Origin of the sequence: Brucella thiophenivorans, from assembly GCF_002252445.1 — a bacterium.
GTDB lineage: Bacteria > Pseudomonadota > Alphaproteobacteria > Rhizobiales > Rhizobiaceae > Brucella > Brucella thiophenivorans.
Genome location: NZ_NNRJ01000051.1, coordinates 23,543 through 39,673, shown reverse-complemented (window position 1 = coordinate 39,673; position 16,131 = coordinate 23,543). Strand labels below are relative to the sequence as shown.

The following is a 16,131-nucleotide window of genomic DNA, read 5'->3' as shown; positions in this document are numbered from 1 at the left end:
TCAAATTTTATTCGCACTCAACTCTACCACAAGTCGAAAGGGCCCGCAGAATCTCTTAAGCGGGCCCAATTATGCTTTTTTGAATAAATAATACTCGATTACTTATCCATCTGCTTTTTCATACCCCAAAGGCTGAATGCATTTTCTCCATAGAGTTGATCATCGAGGCCCTCACGCTGAATATCATCAGAAACCCGCAAATGGCCGAATGCATCCAAAACCTTAAGAAGAATCATTGTGATGATCCATGCATAGCCCGCGACGATAACCACGGCCAGAACCTGAACGCCAAGCTGATAGGCACTTGCCGAAACAGCATTGATATTCGAGCTTGCTAACACACCGATCAGGATTGCACCTGTCATGCCGCCAACACCATGAGCACGCCAGACTTCCAGCGTGTCATCAATCTTGAGCCATTTCTGCACATATTTGGCATTAAAGCAGACCGAAGCGCCGATAGCACCGATAAGAAGCGCTGTGATCGGTTCAACATAGCCGGCAGCAGGCGTAATCGTTGCAAGGCCTGTTACCGCCCCCACCAAAACACCGGAGAAAGACGGACGACCAGATTCTTTCCATTCCCAGAACATCCAGACCAGCATGGCAATGGAGCCTGCAAGCATGGTGTTGGTGAAAGCATAGGCTGCCAGCGCATCGGCTGCATAAGCACCACCCGCATTAAAGCCGAACCAGCCAAACCACAGCAGACCGGCACCGATTGCAACAAGTGGCAAACTTGCAGGCTGCGATTCCGTTTCGCCAGGTGCGAGTTTGCGCTTTCCAAGATATTTTGCTGCGGCAAGCGCTGAAAAGCCAGCGGAGGCATGAATGACGATGCCGCCTGCAAAATCAACAACGCCAAGTTTAGCTAAGAAGCCACCGCCCCAAACCCAATGCGCTGCTGGAAGATAAACGAGGATCGTCCAGAAGGCGATGAAGAACAGATAGGCACCGAACTTGAAGCGTCCGACAAATGCACCTGTCATCAGCGCAGGCGTGATGATCGCAAACATCATCTGGTAAGCAAATACCATGATGAACGGAACATTCGCTGCATAAGTCGGATTTGGCTCGATACCCACATGATACATGCCAAAATAGGTTGTGATGTTACCAATGACGCCGCCAATAGACGGGCCAAAAGCCAGACTGAACCCACCAAAAACCCAGATGAGGCCGACCACGCCCATGCAGACGAAGTTCTGTATCATGATGGAAAGAACATCACGTTGGCGAACGAGTCCGCCATAGAACAAGGCCAGTGCCGGGGTCATCATACACACAAGTGCCGTGCAGATTAGGATAAAGGCTGTATCGCCTGCGCTGATAGATTGCATGTTGCCCTCTTTCGAAAACGAAATTCAGAATAAATCATTGAGACGTGCATCTTGCCCGAAAACCGTTTCACACTTTTCGGGATGCGCTCTAATCCTTGACCAGATGTTGCGCAACTGGCTTATGCGGATGCGGCGCAAGCAGCTTCTTCGGTGCAATAAACAAATAGAGTGTAAGCACGTAAGGAGCAGTGAAGGATGGCAAGCCCATTGGAGACATGATCACATCATAAGCGCCTTGGATAAACACGGTAGCGATGGTCGCAATTACTGCATAGACAATCACTTTCCCATCTGTTTTGAGGAAGACAACACCGACAGCGATCGCCGTCAAAACCGAACTGAAACCATAAAGCCCCTGAATTACAACGGCTGGATCAGCGCGCATGCCAATGGCTGTTACCATAGCGATCAGCGATCCAAGCGCTGCGGCAATACCCGCCTGTCTTGAAGCCACAAAAATACCGATCAGAATCAATGCACCGCTGACTTCGTTGCCGAGCAGGAAGACCTGCGCAATATTGCGGAAGAATATCTGCACCAGCTCTATATTCGCCGGAATGCTTGCAGCACCCTGTACATAATCCGACACAAGTTTGGGGCTGTCGCCGGTCACATCAAGAGCGCCAAAAGAATAAGCACCAGCGACCATGAGCCAGCCAGTCAGAACGAAGGGCCCTGTCGAACCCGGAACACCCCAGCTTTTGGTAAGCGTCGCACTGAATGCAGCCGTGATAACGGTGCTGAGCGCCGATCCTATGATGATATAGAACCACAATTGCGGCGTGGCTGCGATAAATGTCGGCAAAGCAACGCCAACAAGAATGCCGTTGAAACCAAAAAGGCCAGAGTGAATCGAGGGCTTGTCGCAATCAAGCAGTTGCGCGGTCAGTGTCGCAACGATGAGACCGATCATGGCGCCAATTGTCGTTGCCCAAATGCCGGTTGCATAGGATGCATAGGCAATTGCAGCTACAAACAGCAATCCGGTAAAGGCGTTCTCCATGAAGAAAACCTGTCCCGCCCCACGCAGGCAAGCTATTGGAAAACTAACTTTCTTCTCTGCCATTTCGATAACCCCTCTCAATCCAAATCGAAACACGTTTCGATCTTTCATACGCATCCCGAAACCAGTTCCCACCTTTCGGGTTGCGCCTCAACGCCAGAGAAACTCCTCAGGCAAAGTGCGGTCCCGCGCCTCTTCACGAACAATCTTCCAGAAATTCCGCACTTCGGCGCGAACATCATAGCTCTCAATACCCACCGCTCGCAGCATTAAACCCGCATTGTTTGGCAGCATCGACACCCCGGAGATTGCGCGTGGCGCGTCGGTGCTGAAATTGACCTCTACCCGTTCCTTAATGCGCGCAGCCACATCGGGCGGCGTTATGCAGATAATATTTGCAAAAGCATCGAAACCGCGCATGACGCCCGCAAAATCAATAGTTGGATTGCCCTTTTCAATGAGCACCTTGTCCGTGAACAGACGCTTGCCGTCGGGACGCTTCGCCGAAACCATCATGGAAAGCAGATCGAAACCAAAACGCTCGCTTTCATGATGATGCTTGCGTCCCGTCATCATCATCTCGCCATAGATGAGCGTTGCACTCTCATCAATCACAATGTCAGTCTGGTTGATAAAGCGCGAATTGCGATAAGGTATTGTAAAGTCCGGAAGATATTCCAGATATGCCCCTGCTTCCACTGTTACGGTCTGATATTGCGAGGCGTAATTCGCATCCATCTGATGAACACGGTTTGCGCCCTGCGACGTCACTTGAGCACAAGCATTTTCACCAACGTGAATATCGATCTTGTAGCGATCACCTTGCAAAATGCCGCCGCCAATCGAAATGATTGAGCAGATCGGCAATTCCGGCATTGCCTCATCCCAGTAAAGCGCCTGCTGAACCAGAAGTGGGGCCACGCGATAAAGATCGTGCAGCACCGAGCGACCATTGCGTACGGAAAAGCCCAGACGCAATTCGCCGATTTTGCCCGGCCCGGCAGCACGCATCTGCGCGGGCTGCGTGTGAAAGCCAGTCAGTTCACGGGCTGCATCAAGTCGGCTTAGTCGCTCGTGTAGGCTCATGACATTATCCAGCTGTTTGAGAAGCCGGAACCGGCTTCACGTCGAACAGAGCCATATCAAGAATGAGCTGCATCAGATCATCAATGCCTTCACCCGTTTTGCAATTGGTGAAAACGAAAGGCTTCTTGCCGCGCATTAGCTTGGAATCGCGATCCATAACCTCAAGGCTTGCACCGACATAAGGTGCCAGATCCTTCTTGTTGATGACCAGAATATCGGATTGGCAGACGCCAGCGCCATTCTTGCGCGGAATCTTGTCCCCGGCAGCAACGTCGATCACGTAGATATAAAAATCCGCAAGTGCCGGACTGAATGTCAGCGTCAGGTTGTCACCGCCCGATTCAATCAGGATCACGTCACTGTCCGGGTATTTTTCTTCAAGCTCTTCAACCGCCGCAATATTCATAGACGGATCTTCACGCACCGCAGTATGCGGACATGCGCCGGTCTCAACGCCAACAATTTTTTCTTCGATCAGAATGCCATTCAGCGTGCGGCGGACCTGCTTGGCATCTTCGGTCGTAACAACGTCGTTGGTAATAATGAGCGGCTTGATACCCATTTCAATCAGCCGTGGCGTGATCGTTTCAATAACGGCCGTCTTGCCCGAACCAACAGGTCCACCAATACCAATACGTGTGATCTTTTTCATGGTTCATTCCTGCTTCAATAAGCTATTCAGTTCATAAACAGTCGGACATGCGCCTTTGTGTGATGCGCAACGAGAACATCAAAGATCGGCGCAAAGCTGGACATCTCATCAAGTTCGAGACCACGCACATCATCGTAGTCGCTCGAAACACGGCTTTGCGAAGCAAATAATATGCGCTGCGTGTCAAGATGATCAATCCGCATGAGGCGGACAGCTGCACTCAGAACCATCGACGCAACGCCATATTGATGCACCACAAAGGCCTGCTTCTCATCCGCGCCCATATGCGCCAGCGCCAAGGCCTGACCAATTGGGAAACACCCCGGCGTTGCCCCTGACTTGATGTCTTTCAGCCAGCGCTCTAGCGGTGGAAAATCACTGATCTTGAGAGACAATTCAGCGAATTTCTTGCCCATTCTCGCAAGCATCATCTGCTGTTCTTCACCAACCCGGCGGTTCCATATCTCGTGATCTGCGGCAAGAACCCCATCATAATCACCCGCCAGAATGGCGCGATGCGCATGGAGAAAGGCAATACCATCCATATGCGCTGCCTGACGCACGACAAGCTCGACAAACTGATGCAGGCTTGCCGGATTGGTAACAACTTCAGTTTGCAATGCGGATTCAAGCCCGTTTGAAAATGCGAATGCACCAACCGGCAAGGTTGAATCCGAAAATTGCAGCAATCTCGCCAGAAGAACCATATCCTCAACGGAGCCCGGTTCTTTTATCTTTATGCCTGACATTACTTACCTGTGATGATGGCCGTGCCCATGGTGATGTTCATGCGAATGATCGTGATCCTGGGAATGGTCATGACTATGTTCGTGCGTATGTGCTTCTGAGCCATGATTGTGCTCATGCGAATGCTTGTTCAAGTCATGGTGGTGATGCGGGGTCGCATCTGCGCCGGCAAAGAGCATACGAACTTCCTTCGCATCAAGCTTTGCAGCGATCTCCTCGCCCGGAGCAAAATAGGTCTTCACTCTTTCAAAAGCGTGCGTGCGCATCACCGATGCCATCACCTTCTGATCAACAGACAATGGCACATAAACCGTCGAGCCTTTGATCACCGCTGGCCAGTGCTGATTACCCAAACCATGGCCAAGTTCGAAACAAATACGCAGGATGTCCTGTGGGGCGAGCTCTTCCAATCCTTCAAGCTCGATAACCATCACTTCTTTAAGAGCGATGCGCGCGACAACGATGATCTTCTTGTCTTCATCATAATAGAGAACATCGCCATCATGCAGATGCTCGGAGCGCGGCAGAGAAATGGCTAGCTCAACGCCACCCTCGCTCGCTTTGCGCAGACGACTTTTCGGTGCTTCCCATTGCTCAAGGGCCAAGTGATCAACTTGCGCGTGATGAGAACGATCGTGCCACACGGAATCCTTGATGTTACCGAGTGTTTTCTCAACGAGAATCATAATTCCTCCGGAAGCTTATGCTTCATATCCGGCAACCAAACATGCAGATAGGATCAGCAGCATTTGGCCATGCACTCAAAATAAAACAGGAGGAAACGCGGTTGTTCCCTCCTGCAAGCCTCACATCAACTGAAGAAGTAAAGCTGGGTCAATGGAACGGTGGTTGCAGGTTCGACAGTGGCGTGCTTGCCATCGACGGTAACTGCAAATGTTTCCGGATTAACTTCAATCGTCGGCAAAGCATTGTTACGAACCATTGAGCCCTTGCTGATCGCTCGGGTACCATACACAGGGATAACCTGCGACTTGAGTTCATAACGATTGACGATACCGGCATCAAAACCAGCGAGCGACGTGAATGTTGCGCGGGTCTTCGGCAGAGCCGATCCAAACGCGCCATACATCGGACGATAAATAACAGGCTGCGGTGTTGGCAGCGATGCATTCGGATCGCCCATCAGCGCCCATGAAATCATGCCGCCCTTGATGACCATTTTCGGCTTTGCACCAAAGAATGCTGGCTCCCAGAGTACCAAATCGGCCATCTTGCCAATTTCAACTGACCCCACGACATGCGAAACGCCCTGTGCAATTGCTGGATTGATTGTCACCTTAGAAACGAAACGCAGCACGCGCTGGTTGTCGTTGCCAGACTTGTCACCTTCATAGGCACCAAAACGCGTCTTCATCAGATGTGCGGTTTGAATGGTACGCATCCAGTTTTCGCCCACGCGGCCCATAGCCTGGCTGTCACTGGAGAGAATGGAAATCGCACCAATATCGTGCAGAACGTTTTCGGCAGCGATGGTTTCCGGGCGTACACGGCTTTCAGCAAAGGCCACGTCTGTCGGAATTTTCGGGCTCAAATTGTGACAGATCATCGTCATGTCAAACAATTCGGCCTGCGAATTGATGCCATACGGGAGTGTCGGATTGGTCGAGCTCGGAATAACGTTCGACTGACCTGCAACGCGGATAATGTCTGGCGCATGTCCGCCGCCAGCACCTTCCGTGTGATAGGTGTGAATCGTGCGGCCTTCGAAAGCGGCAATCGTGTTTTCAACAAAACCAGCTTCGTTCAGTGTATCGGTGTGGATACAGACCTGGACGTCATATTCGTCGGCAACCGTCAGCGATGTACGGATAGCCTCTGGTGTGCTGCCCCAGTCTTCATGGATTTTAAGACCCATGGCACCGGCGCGGATTTGTTCTTCAATCGACGCTGTGGATGACGAATTGCCCTTACCAAGAACGCCTGCATTGACTGGCCATGAATCAAACGAGCGCAACATCATTTCGATGTTCCACGTTCCAGGCGTGATGGTTGTGCCGTTGGTGCCGTCAGTTGGTCCAATGCCGCCGCCAAACAACGTCGTCACACCATTGCTCAGAGCCGCTTCGGCCTGCTGCGGCGAAATGAAGTGCACGTGCGCATCGATACCGCCGGCGGTCAGGATCAGGTGTTCGCCAGAAATTGCATCGGTACCCGGTCCAAGGGGCAGTGTCACACCCGACATGGTGGATGGGTTTCCAGCTTTACCGATCCCGTAAATAAGACCATTCTTGATGCCGACATCGGCTTTGATGACGCCCTGAATGGCATCGACAATGGTAACGTTTGTAATGACAAGATCGGGCGCTCCGGCAGCGCTCGTCAGCTCATTGTCATAGCCCATGCCGTCACGCAGCGTTTTGCCGCCGCCATAAACAGCTTCTTCGCCGTAAACGCGAAGGTCTTTTTCAATTTCAATATAGAGGTCAGTATCGCCCAGGCGGATCTTGTCGCCGGTCGTCGGACCGTAGAGATCCGAATATTGCTGCCTTGAAATCTTAGCCATATCAGTATCCTGTTCGCTGAAATTTAAGAGCACATCCCGAAAAGTATGAAACGATTTCCGAATAGATGCGCGTCAAACAAACGGTTGGAGCGCCGATCTGATTAATCAGTTCGTGATGCGCCCTCAGACGGGCAATTACGGCTTGTTCTTGAAACCGTATTTCGCAACCCGCTCCATTGCATCTTTAAGGCGCGGACGGGAATCGTTGTAGCTTTCATCGCCGACCCAACCATTGACCAAGCCGTTGAAACCAAGCACGCGCTGCTTTCCCTGATACGGAACAAGAACGACCTGCTTCTCATCGCCCGGCTCAAAACGAAGAGCGGTCGTTGCAGGAATGTTCAGGCGTTTTCCGAAGGCTTGCTCACGATCAAATTCAAGGTCAGCATTCACTTCAAAGAAGTGATAGTGCGAACCCACCTGAATAGGACGATCGCCAGTATTGCGTACTTTCAAAGTCGTCGTCGGATATCCGGCATTGATTTCAATATCGCCCTTGCCGAGAACCAGGCCTCCAACAGGAGTCTTTACTTTATCTGCAGCCATAGCTGAGCCTCCATACTGGATTTACTGGATAGGATCGTGGACGGTAACCAAGCGACTGCCATCGGTGAAAACGGCTTCAACCTGCACATAAGGAATCATCTCGACGACGCCTTCCATCACATCATCTTTGGTGATGGTTTTGCGCGCCAACTCCATGACTTCTTCAAGCGTCTTACCGGCACGAGCCCCATCAAGCGCCGCCACAGCAATCAGAGATACCGTTTCAGGATGATTGAGCTTCAAACCCTGATCTTTACGACGCTGGGCGACGATCGCCAGCGTGTGAATCATAAGCTTGTCGATTTCTCGGGGCGTGAAATGCATACGTAACCTCCGTACCAAGAAAGGGGAGATCGGCATACAATAAGCCCACCAAATTCACCCCCAAATAAAGCCACCAAAGATATGCTAGCAATCTATTTTGCGCGGGGCAATAATTATTTTACACACCGCTCAAATAAATAATCAACACATCCGCTAAAGGTAAGAATTTATAGTTAATACATATAAATTAAATGACAAATAAGAACTATAAAAATAATAAATCTATTAATTCAGAAAATTTTACATTCTGGTTAAGAATATTATCCAGATAGCAGCCATTAACATACAAAGAAACATAACAATTATACCTGTTCGCGAAAACTCGGCGAAAGATATTTTGATACCGCGTGCGGCGGCCTGTTCTACGACAATAATCCCCGCCAAGCTTCCAAAAACGATCATATTACTTGAAAAGCCTGTTCCCAGCGCCAGCGCTGCACCAAGCGCATCCGATCCATGCCCCGACTGAAGATAGGGCACCAGCAACATCACAGCAGGATTGTTGCCGACAAGATTACTCAAAACACCGCCAACAAAAAACAATGAAATAGGCTCATTGAGATCCAGTCCCGCTTCGCGGAAATGATTGAGAAGATTTTGCGGCAAACCTGTCGATGCAATCGCAGCATTGACGACAAACAGGCCCATGATCAAAAGCAGCAGATCGCCATCGACATGTTTAAGCATATTTTGGGAAGAGATTTTGCGGCTGACCAGCAGTACACCCGCACCCGCCATAGCAATCAGCTCCCGTGGCAGGTCGCTGAAAATAAACATCCCAATGACAACCACAGCAACAAGAGCAGTCTTTGCCGTTTCAAGCAGGTCAATCGTACCGTCCTGCGCAGTATCGCTCATGGAAGATGGCTGCTGCGTCAGCTTCCAACGATTGCGGTAGGCCAGAACAATCACACCCCAAACGATTGGCAAAGAAAGAAGGGCGGGAACAGCGGCAGCGCTCAGAAAACCATTGAAGGATAGCCCGAGTTCCTGCGCAATAATCATATTCTGCGGACTGCCGATCAGTGTGGCGGTAGAGCCCGTATTAACGGCAAAACAGAAAGCAAGCAGAAATGGAACCGGATTTAATCCTCTCGCAAGGGTTACGGAAACGAGCAAAGGCGTCATCGCCACCGCAACAACATCTTTGGTCAGGAATGCCGAGAATGCCGCGCCCATAACAACCAGCACACCAACCAACAACGGTGGCGATAATGGCAATTCGGTTACGCGCCTTGCCGCCCAGCCATAAAAGCCTGACACTGAAAATCCGGCTGATACAACCATCAACCCGAAAAGCATCCCCAGTGTGCGGTAATCGATAGCATTCCATGCCGCCTGCGGCGTAATACTGCCCACAACCAGCATAGCGAGAGCGCCAATAATGGCTGCACCCGTGCGGTCGACTTTAAATCCGGGAAGAGTTCCACAGCCCATCGCAAGATATACGAGTATAAATACGATGACTGTCAGGTCCATGATAACTCACTGTTTAAAAACACGACTCTTCGCAAGCCCGAACCTAGACCGATAGAACGGTCTAAAGCAATGATTTTAATATGAATATTTTTCCGGCACTAGTTAATCATGATGGCTATGGCTGTCGTGAGGGATAATTGAAACATCGCCATAAACAACTGCACGTTGTGAAATAATGGAATTTGCAAATTCCTTGACGGCTTTCGCTTCTCCGCGAAGCAGGCTTACCTCGAGGCACAGATCTTCATTGAGATGAACATGCAGGGAGGCCAGCGACATGTGATGATGCTCGTGATGCGATGTCGTCAGCTTTTTCGCCAGATCACGCGCCTCATGCTGGTAGACATAGCTTAACACGCCAACGCATTCGCTCATCGCGTCAGACGCGATGGCCGTGTCTTTTATACTTGCGCGAACAAGATCGCGTACAGCCTCGGAGCGGTTAGCATAGCCTTTTACAGCAATCAAAGCATCCAGTTCTGTCATAAGATCATCGTCGACAGTGATGGTTATTCTTTGCATCGCTTAACACTCCATCGATTTTAGATTCGGGCTCATCAATATTGTGCAGATAATCATGAAAATTGCGATGCCCCGAACTGAAATGACCAGCCAGACCTTGAATGTCAGCAACGGATAGGTGATGGATTGATCATGGGAATTGCATTGGAGGAATGCGTGAAAAAGCTTTATCTGGCAGTCGGTTCACTCAATCGCGAAGCGCCTTATTTTCAGGGTGCACGCGGAGAAGGTCTTTCGATTTACGCATTCGATACAAAGACTGCAGAAACGCAGCGCATCTGCAGCACGTCCTCGGTGGATAATCCGACATTTCTGAGCGTCGATCCCGCGTCAGGCACAATTTACGCCAATTCCGAAGTGTTCGGCTGGCATGAAGGAACAGTCAGCGCCTATCGTTTCGATGCTGAAAAACGCGAACTTATCTATCTCAACAAGCAAAGCAGTCAGGGCAGCATCACGGCGCACAATACAATCACGCGTAACGGAAAATTTGTTCTGGTTGCCAACTATGCCATGGGAGGCGGCGGGCCGGACCAGTCTCTCGTAGCCCTTCCCATTCATGGTGATGGCACTCTCGGTTTGGTCACAGGGTCTGTACGTCATAAAGGTGAACTTGGTCCGATAGACGACCGGCAGGAACGCAGTCATCCGCATTGCATTGTTGAAACGCCAGAAGGCGGAACCTTTCTATCTACCGACCTCGGTCTTGATGAAGTCATCACCTATCGTCTTGATGATAGAGGCGAATTTGAACGTCTTGGAAGTGTAGCTGTTGCAGCAGGCGCCGGACCACGCCATATTGCACAGCATCCGAATGGCCACTTTGTCTATGTTTCAAATGAACTCAATTCCACCGTGTCGCTCATTCATCGCAATGGCAGTGACATGACGCTCACTGAGAGCTGGGCCACCATTCCGTCAGGTGTCGAGTCTCATGGCGCGGATATCCACCTCTCGCCAGACGGCCATTTTTTATACTGTTCCAACCGTGGCCATGACAGCATTGCCGCTTTTCGTATTGATCAGGAAACAGGAAAACTGACCGATATTGGTCACACGCTTACGGGTGGCAAAACACCGCGCAATTTTGCTTTAACACCCGATGGAGATTGGCTGCTGGTTGCAAATCAGAACAGCGATTGCATCACAATTTTTGCCAGAGATAAGTCCACGGGGAAACTGACCGATACAGGCAAGCGCATTGAAATCGGCACGCCTGTCTGTATCAGGCCTTTTACTCTATAGAGAGCTGATGCTCGAAATCGGTTAGCACGTCGCAGCCATTGTCTGTGACGTGCAGCATGAACTCGAGCCTTACACCGCCAATATGCGGGTCAAAGGCGGTTGGCTCGACCATCACCACCATATCCTTTTTGAAACTCTCGGTTTCATAACCAACAATTCGCGGCCACTCATGCACCGATGTGCCGATAGAATGGCCGGAATGATGCGCATAGCCGTAACCCGCGGCTGCGATATGCGCCTGCAAATGCTGATCCAGTTCACCAATGCCAAGGCCCGGACGAATAATTTCAATCGCCAGATCAAGCGCAGATTTTACAGCCGCAAATTGCTTTTTAAATCCAGCACTTGGATGTCCCAACATAGACGATGCGCAACTATCGCCCCAATAGCCATTGACGCGCGGAGCCAAGTCACAAATCAGCGGATTGCCAGTCTCGACAATCCGGTTTGATGGCCAGCCCATGAAAGCGGAAGTACGGGTTTTGCCGGAGATAAAATCACCAGTCAGCGGCAAGCGTTCACCCACCCGGCTTTCCATGGCGAGCCTTATATCCGCAAAGATTTCAAGCTCGCTGCGGCCTGCTTTGGTCTTTTCAAGAAATGCCCGCTGCCCGGCGGATGCGGTCAGTGCCGCCTCACGCAACAAAGTGATTTCTTTCGCGGTCTTGACCATGCGTTCACGCTTGAAAGCATCGTCAACCGGCACTCGCTTGCATGTTTCAACGAGTGGCAACAGCGAGAGCGGAAAGCTTGTCTCCTCGATGGCCACTACTCCACCAACGCCTAGTTTTGCAAAAAGCTGGGCGGCAGTTTCGAGATAGTTGGAAAAAATATCGGTCGGCTCTTTGTACGAAAAACCCTCGTAAGTCAGAACCAGATCGGCCCAGCTTTGTGTGCCGGATTCAAGATTGGTAATGAGCAGACCACATTCGCCATTTTTCCCAACCACAGCAACGGCAGGGCCCCCGGCAAAAGGCGATGGTCCCGCTTCAATGGAAACCACATGGCCTGTTGCATAGGCGACACCATCGGGGCTGGTGAAAATACCCCAATCGGCACCCGATGCCTTGATCGCTGCAATGGTTTTTGCAAGCCTCTCATCCATCTGCATTTCCTTCAGATCAGATTACGAATATGCCGGTCCCTACCATAGGCTGCGACCAGAAGCAGGATAAGCACACCAAGCGCAGATTGCACCATGGCATCGGAAAACCCCATACCGATCAGGAAGGTACGCAGTTCCATCAGCATGATCGCACCCGCAACCGTGCCGACAAAGCCACCGCGTCCGCCAATAAGTGCCGTACCCCCGATAACCACTGCCGACACGGTCTGGAAGAGATAGGGTGTACCAACGGTAGCACTCGACGAGCCGGTGAAACCGAGCAACAAAATACCGGCAAGGGCTGCAAACATTGCGCTAAGGCCGAAGGTGATAGCCCAGATCGCAACCGGCCGGATGAGTGCCAGCTCAGCCGCTTTGATATTGGAACCAAGCGCATAAAGCTTGCGGCCATAAATCGTGCGTTTCAACACGAACACGGTGCCTATCGTCAGAAAGAGCGTGAACGGGATAAGCCATGGAAACGGCAATGGGCCGATGCTGCCACCCAGCGAAACGAAGTCATTGATAAACGCAGGAGCCGATCCTGTCGGCAATCCACGCGTCCATATCTGAACGCCTGCCTGCACCATCGTGCCAACGCCAAGTGTAACGATCAGTGGATGAATGGAAAGTGCCGCCGACAACGCGCCTGAAAATGCGCCGATCAAACCGGCAGATACCAGCACGATCAGGCCTGCCATGAGCGGCGACATGCCATCGCCATAGAGGCTCGCAAACACCACATTGGCAAAGCCAATGACAAAGGGGATCGAGAGATCAATCCCACCAAGGATCATCACCAGCGTCTGGCCAAGGGCTGCGATTGCCAGCAGTGCCGCCAGAACCAGCATGGCTCGGATGGAAAAGAGACTTGCAAAGCCGGGGATCAATGCCGCTCCGAGAAGGAAGACAAAAATAACCCCGATGAAAGCGACCAGCGCGCGATTTTGAGCGAGAGTTTTAATCATGGCTGCGCGACTTTGCGACGAAAATAGAGTTTCAGTTTTTCTGAGTTAAGGCAGACCGCCAGAACAAGCACAGCGCCATAGACGGCCTGCAGCACGAAGGTCGATACATTGAAGGCCGTGAGCATGCTTTGCAGAAGGAAAATATCGGCAGCACCCAGAAATGCAGCTTTCAATCCACCGACGCCGCCAGCAAGACTGACGCCGCCAAGGGCAACCGCTGCAATAGCTATCAGCGTGTAGCCGGGACCAATGATCGGATCACCCGAACCAATCAGTGCGGTCAGCGAAAGTGCTGCAAGCCCTGCAAAAAGTCCGGCCAGGACATAAGCAATGAAGCGCACAAGCGGAACATTGACGCCAGATGTATAGGCGGCTCTGTCTTCACTGCCGACTGCCATAAGTGTCTCGTAAAATGGCAATTGCTTGATGCCAAGCCAGATAAGAACGGCAGCACCAACCGGCAGAATGGACCATGGTCCGGCAAGGGCTGCAAGCCATGCGGGAACCGAGCCGGAAGGCGATGGCAGAATGGTCAATGCCAGTCCGCCAAAGATCAGATAAGTTCCAAGCGTTGCGACAATTGGCTGAATGCGGATGATTGCTGCCAGAAGGCCATTTAGCGAACCCGCAATTATGCCAATCGCAATGGCTGCAGGAACAATGATGAAAGGCGAAGTGATGCCGCCCTTGCTAATGAGCAATTGCACTACAATGACATTGATCAGTCCAACAAGCGGACCAACCGATATGTCAATCGAGCCACGCCCGGCCAGAAAGGGTATGGTGATCGCAAGCGATGTCAGCAGCAGCGGTGCAGCAAGTCCCAGCACAGCACCCCAGTTCGACGGCGCAAAACGAACCGGATTGAGCACGATGTTGATGACGAGCAGGATAATGAACAGGATTGCTGCGAGCCGCGTTTCCTGACCGCCGGAGAACAGACGCTGCAAAATATTGGGCTTGTTTGATGTGCTCATAGCGTCACTTCTTCCTGTCCGAACATGGCGGCAAGAACGCCCGACATCGACATTTCAGATTTACCAATCGTCTTAGAGCATTCAAAATCGCGGAACACCGAAACGCTGTCACAGATTTGCAGGATTTCTTCGATTTCGCTCGACAGAATGACCAGCGCAATCCCTTCTTCACGAGCAAGCTTGCGGAATGCTTCATAAAATTTCATGCGCGTGTTGAGATCAACACCGCGGGTCGGATCATTGAGCAGCATCACGCGCGGCTTGAGCGCCAGAAGCCGTGCAAGCAGAACCTTCTGCTGGTTGCCACCACTGAGCGCTGTAATTGGTGCGTCCATTTCCGGATAGCGGATCGACAAAAACTCAGTGTAACGCTGCAATTCCTGTTTTTGCTTGCCACGATTAAGGATGCCGGCCCACGAGAACCGCGACATGGAAGGCATCCCGAAATTATCAAGGACCGACAGAACCGGGAAAATGCCGGTCGCACGGCGGTCGCGCGGCAGATAAACCACGCCGCGTTTTGCTGCATCATGATGATTGCGATAGGCCTCACATTCGCCCGACTTGGATACGACTTCGACCCTGGACTGGCGCGGCTGGTCAAAGCCTGCAAGTGCGAGCAGAAATTGTTCCTGCCCATGCCCCTCAAGCCCTGCAAGGCCGGTGATCTCACCAGCGCGGATCGCGCCGGACAGTGCTTTACGCCCCGGTGCCAGAACGAGATTTTCATAGCGAAGAATGGTGTGATCACTCGACATGGAGCTGGGCCTCCGGCGCCATGAGTTCCAGAAGGATCTGGCTGTTGATCTGTTGTCTGTCAAGCGTATCGACAATTTGGCCGCTGCGCAGAACTGTGACCTGATCGGAAAGGCGCTTCACCTCTTCAAGCCGATGCGAAATAAAGATCACGATGTTGCCGGAAGATGCATAATCCTCAATTGTTTCAAACACGAGATCACGATCCGCATAATCAAGAGCAGCCGTGGCTTCATCAAGAAGCAGGATCGACGGGCGGCTTATGAAAGCGCGTGCGATGACCACCAATTGTTGCGCTGCGAGCGACAGACTGCCAGCGGGCGCATCAAGGTCGATTGGAAAGCGCGCAATCTTAGAGAGAACGGCTTGAGCGGCCTTTGCGCGCATGGCTTTGCTGACTTTGCGCGTGAGCAATCCATCAAAGCCCAGAAAAATGTTTTCAACCACCGAACGGTGCGGCGCGATGAGTACTTCCTGAAAAACGGTAGCGAGGCCAAGCGCTTTCATATCTGCGGGAGACTTGGCAGCGATTGTCTTATCGTTGAGAACCACCCGCCCCTGCGTAGGCGAAACCACGCCGGACAGAATCTTGAGCATCGTGCTTTTGCCGGAACCGTTCTCGCCAAGAATGGTGTGAACGCCGTAGCGAAAATCGACATTGGCCCCGGTCAGCGCAACGGTTTCACCATAACGCTTTTCTAGGTTTTCGATGCGTAATGATTTTACTGGCGCATGCGTTATGGGGGGCAAACCTGCCTCCGCAAGCAGCCTGTGCATAGTGGATGTGCCGACTAGGTTCAGATCAGGCTCGGGCATGATGGCATGGCTTTCCGCAGGCGAAAAATAAGAGCCATTGC

17 protein-coding genes are annotated in these 16,131 nt (G+C 51.6%); 1 reads left to right on the top strand and 16 read right to left on the bottom strand.

The genetic code is table 11. The features are described 5' to 3' along the window. Positions 1 to 98 precede the first annotated feature (98 nt). The 11 genes from CEV31_RS14265 to nikR form a co-directional block, all read right to left on the bottom strand. Positions 99 to 1,340, bottom strand: a complete 1,242-nt coding sequence (locus CEV31_RS14265) for an ammonium transporter (RefSeq protein ID WP_094507730.1) — start codon at positions 1,338 to 1,340, stop codon at positions 99 to 101. Positions 1,341 to 1,428: 88 nt separating this feature from the next. Next, entirely contained in the window at positions 1,429 to 2,406 is a 978-nt protein-coding gene (gene yut / locus CEV31_RS14260; RefSeq protein ID WP_094507729.1) for an urea transporter, read from the bottom strand. Positions 2,407 to 2,493: 87 nt separating this feature from the next. Continuing rightward, the gene (locus tag CEV31_RS14255; protein ID WP_094507728.1) at positions 2,494 to 3,429 is read right to left on the bottom strand and encodes an urease accessory protein UreD; all 936 of its coding nucleotides are present in this window, start codon (positions 3,427 to 3,429) and stop codon (positions 2,494 to 2,496) included. Positions 3,430 to 3,433: 4 nt separating this feature from the next. Further along, positions 3,434 to 4,081, bottom strand: a complete 648-nt coding sequence (gene ureG / locus CEV31_RS14250) for an urease accessory protein UreG (RefSeq protein ID WP_094507727.1) — start codon at positions 4,079 to 4,081, stop codon at positions 3,434 to 3,436. Positions 4,082 to 4,107: 26 nt separating this feature from the next. Then, positions 4,108 to 4,830, bottom strand: a complete 723-nt coding sequence (locus CEV31_RS14245; RefSeq protein ID WP_235818113.1) for an urease accessory protein UreF — start codon at positions 4,828 to 4,830, stop codon at positions 4,108 to 4,110. Positions 4,831 to 4,833: 3 nt separating this feature from the next. Next, positions 4,834 to 5,514: an urease accessory protein UreE gene (gene ureE / locus CEV31_RS14240; RefSeq protein WP_094507726.1), complete on the bottom strand. Its 681-nt coding sequence runs from the start codon at positions 5,512 to 5,514 to the stop codon at positions 4,834 to 4,836. Between the two features lie 125 nt (positions 5,515 to 5,639). Beyond that, complete coding sequence (locus tag CEV31_RS14235; RefSeq protein WP_094507725.1) at positions 5,640 to 7,352, bottom strand: urease subunit alpha; 1,713 nt, start codon at positions 7,350 to 7,352, stop codon at positions 5,640 to 5,642. Positions 7,353 to 7,487: 135 nt separating this feature from the next. Then, positions 7,488 to 7,898 (bottom strand): urease subunit beta, encoded by a 411-nt coding sequence (locus CEV31_RS14230; RefSeq protein ID WP_094507724.1) that lies wholly within the window; start codon positions 7,896 to 7,898, stop codon positions 7,488 to 7,490. A 21-nt stretch (positions 7,899 to 7,919) separates the two neighbouring features. Continuing rightward, positions 7,920 to 8,222: an urease subunit gamma gene (locus CEV31_RS14225; protein ID WP_094507723.1), complete on the bottom strand. Its 303-nt coding sequence runs from the start codon at positions 8,220 to 8,222 to the stop codon at positions 7,920 to 7,922. Between the two features lie 240 nt (positions 8,223 to 8,462). Then, entirely contained in the window at positions 8,463 to 9,701 is a 1,239-nt protein-coding gene (locus CEV31_RS14220; RefSeq protein WP_094507722.1) for an ArsB/NhaD family transporter, read from the bottom strand. A 102-nt stretch (positions 9,702 to 9,803) separates the two neighbouring features. After that, entirely contained in the window at positions 9,804 to 10,223 is a 420-nt protein-coding gene (nikR, locus tag CEV31_RS14215; protein ID WP_094507721.1) for a nickel-responsive transcriptional regulator NikR, read from the bottom strand. A gap of 132 nt (positions 10,224 to 10,355) precedes the next feature. Here nikR and CEV31_RS14210 point away from each other — a divergent pair, with 132 nt between their 5' ends. Then, complete coding sequence (locus tag CEV31_RS14210) at positions 10,356 to 11,468, top strand: lactonase family protein (RefSeq protein ID WP_235818112.1); 1,113 nt, start codon at positions 10,356 to 10,358, stop codon at positions 11,466 to 11,468. Here CEV31_RS14210 and CEV31_RS14205 read toward each other — a convergent pair. Genes CEV31_RS14205 through CEV31_RS14185 form a run of 5 tightly spaced genes read right to left on the bottom strand, consistent with a single transcriptional unit; the run spans position 11,458 to position 16,090 of the window. Next, entirely contained in the window at positions 11,458 to 12,573 is a 1,116-nt protein-coding gene (locus CEV31_RS14205) for a M24 family metallopeptidase (RefSeq protein ID WP_169717366.1), read from the bottom strand. The genes CEV31_RS14210 and CEV31_RS14205 overlap by 11 nt on opposite strands. An 11-nt stretch (positions 12,574 to 12,584) precedes the next feature. Further along, a complete protein-coding gene (locus tag CEV31_RS14200; protein WP_094507719.1) occupies positions 12,585 to 13,541 on the bottom strand; it encodes an ABC transporter permease in 957 nt (318 codons plus the stop codon). Then, complete coding sequence (locus tag CEV31_RS14195; RefSeq protein ID WP_094507718.1) at positions 13,538 to 14,518, bottom strand: ABC transporter permease; 981 nt, start codon at positions 14,516 to 14,518, stop codon at positions 13,538 to 13,540. The genes CEV31_RS14200 and CEV31_RS14195 overlap by 4 nt, the downstream gene beginning before the upstream one ends. Continuing rightward, the gene (locus CEV31_RS14190; protein WP_094507717.1) at positions 14,515 to 15,276 is read right to left on the bottom strand and encodes an ATP-binding cassette domain-containing protein; all 762 of its coding nucleotides are present in this window, start codon (positions 15,274 to 15,276) and stop codon (positions 14,515 to 14,517) included. Before CEV31_RS14190 ends, CEV31_RS14195 begins: the two co-directional genes overlap by 4 nt. After that, positions 15,266 to 16,090 (bottom strand): ATP-binding cassette domain-containing protein, encoded by an 825-nt coding sequence (locus CEV31_RS14185; RefSeq protein WP_094508516.1) that lies wholly within the window; start codon positions 16,088 to 16,090, stop codon positions 15,266 to 15,268. The genes CEV31_RS14190 and CEV31_RS14185 overlap by 11 nt, the downstream gene beginning before the upstream one ends. Positions 16,091 to 16,131 lie beyond the last annotated feature (41 nt).

Excerpts from the sequence above, each read along its gene's own strand:
- CEV31_RS14210 (WP_235818112.1), top strand. The coding sequence starts at position 10,356 with ATGGGAATTGCATTGGAGGAATGCGTGAAAAAGCTTTATCTGGCAGTC.
- CEV31_RS14205 (WP_169717366.1), bottom strand. The coding sequence starts at position 12,573 with ATGGATGAGAGGCTTGCAAAAACCATTGCAGCGATCAAGGCATCGGGT.
- CEV31_RS14245 (WP_235818113.1), bottom strand. The coding sequence starts at position 4,830 with ATGTCAGGCATAAAGATAAAAGAACCGGGCTCCGTTGAGGATATGGTT.
- CEV31_RS14200 (WP_094507719.1), bottom strand. The coding sequence starts at position 13,541 with ATGATTAAAACTCTCGCTCAAAATCGCGCGCTGGTCGCTTTCATCGGG.
- CEV31_RS14265 (WP_094507730.1), bottom strand. The coding sequence starts at position 1,340 with ATGCAATCTATCAGCGCAGGCGATACAGCCTTTATCCTAATCTGCACG.
- CEV31_RS14185 (WP_094508516.1), bottom strand. The coding sequence starts at position 16,090 with ATGCCCGAGCCTGATCTGAACCTAGTCGGCACATCCACTATGCACAGG.
- CEV31_RS14220 (WP_094507722.1), bottom strand. The coding sequence starts at position 9,701 with ATGGACCTGACAGTCATCGTATTTATACTCGTATATCTTGCGATGGGC.
- CEV31_RS14225 (WP_094507723.1), bottom strand. The coding sequence starts at position 8,222 with ATGCATTTCACGCCCCGAGAAATCGACAAGCTTATGATTCACACGCTG.
- CEV31_RS14235 (WP_094507725.1), bottom strand. The coding sequence starts at position 7,352 with ATGGCTAAGATTTCAAGGCAGCAATATTCGGATCTCTACGGTCCGACG.
- ureE (WP_094507726.1), bottom strand. The coding sequence starts at position 5,514 with ATGATTCTCGTTGAGAAAACACTCGGTAACATCAAGGATTCCGTGTGG.
- ureG (WP_094507727.1), bottom strand. The coding sequence starts at position 4,081 with ATGAAAAAGATCACACGTATTGGTATTGGTGGACCTGTTGGTTCGGGC.
- CEV31_RS14230 (WP_094507724.1), bottom strand. The coding sequence starts at position 7,898 with ATGGCTGCAGATAAAGTAAAGACTCCTGTTGGAGGCCTGGTTCTCGGC.
- yut (WP_094507729.1), bottom strand. The coding sequence starts at position 2,406 with ATGGCAGAGAAGAAAGTTAGTTTTCCAATAGCTTGCCTGCGTGGGGCG.
- CEV31_RS14190 (WP_094507717.1), bottom strand. The coding sequence starts at position 15,276 with ATGTCGAGTGATCACACCATTCTTCGCTATGAAAATCTCGTTCTGGCA.
- nikR (WP_094507721.1), bottom strand. The coding sequence starts at position 10,223 with ATGCAAAGAATAACCATCACTGTCGACGATGATCTTATGACAGAACTG.
- CEV31_RS14255 (WP_094507728.1), bottom strand. The coding sequence starts at position 3,429 with ATGAGCCTACACGAGCGACTAAGCCGACTTGATGCAGCCCGTGAACTG.
- CEV31_RS14195 (WP_094507718.1), bottom strand. The coding sequence starts at position 14,518 with ATGAGCACATCAAACAAGCCCAATATTTTGCAGCGTCTGTTCTCCGGC.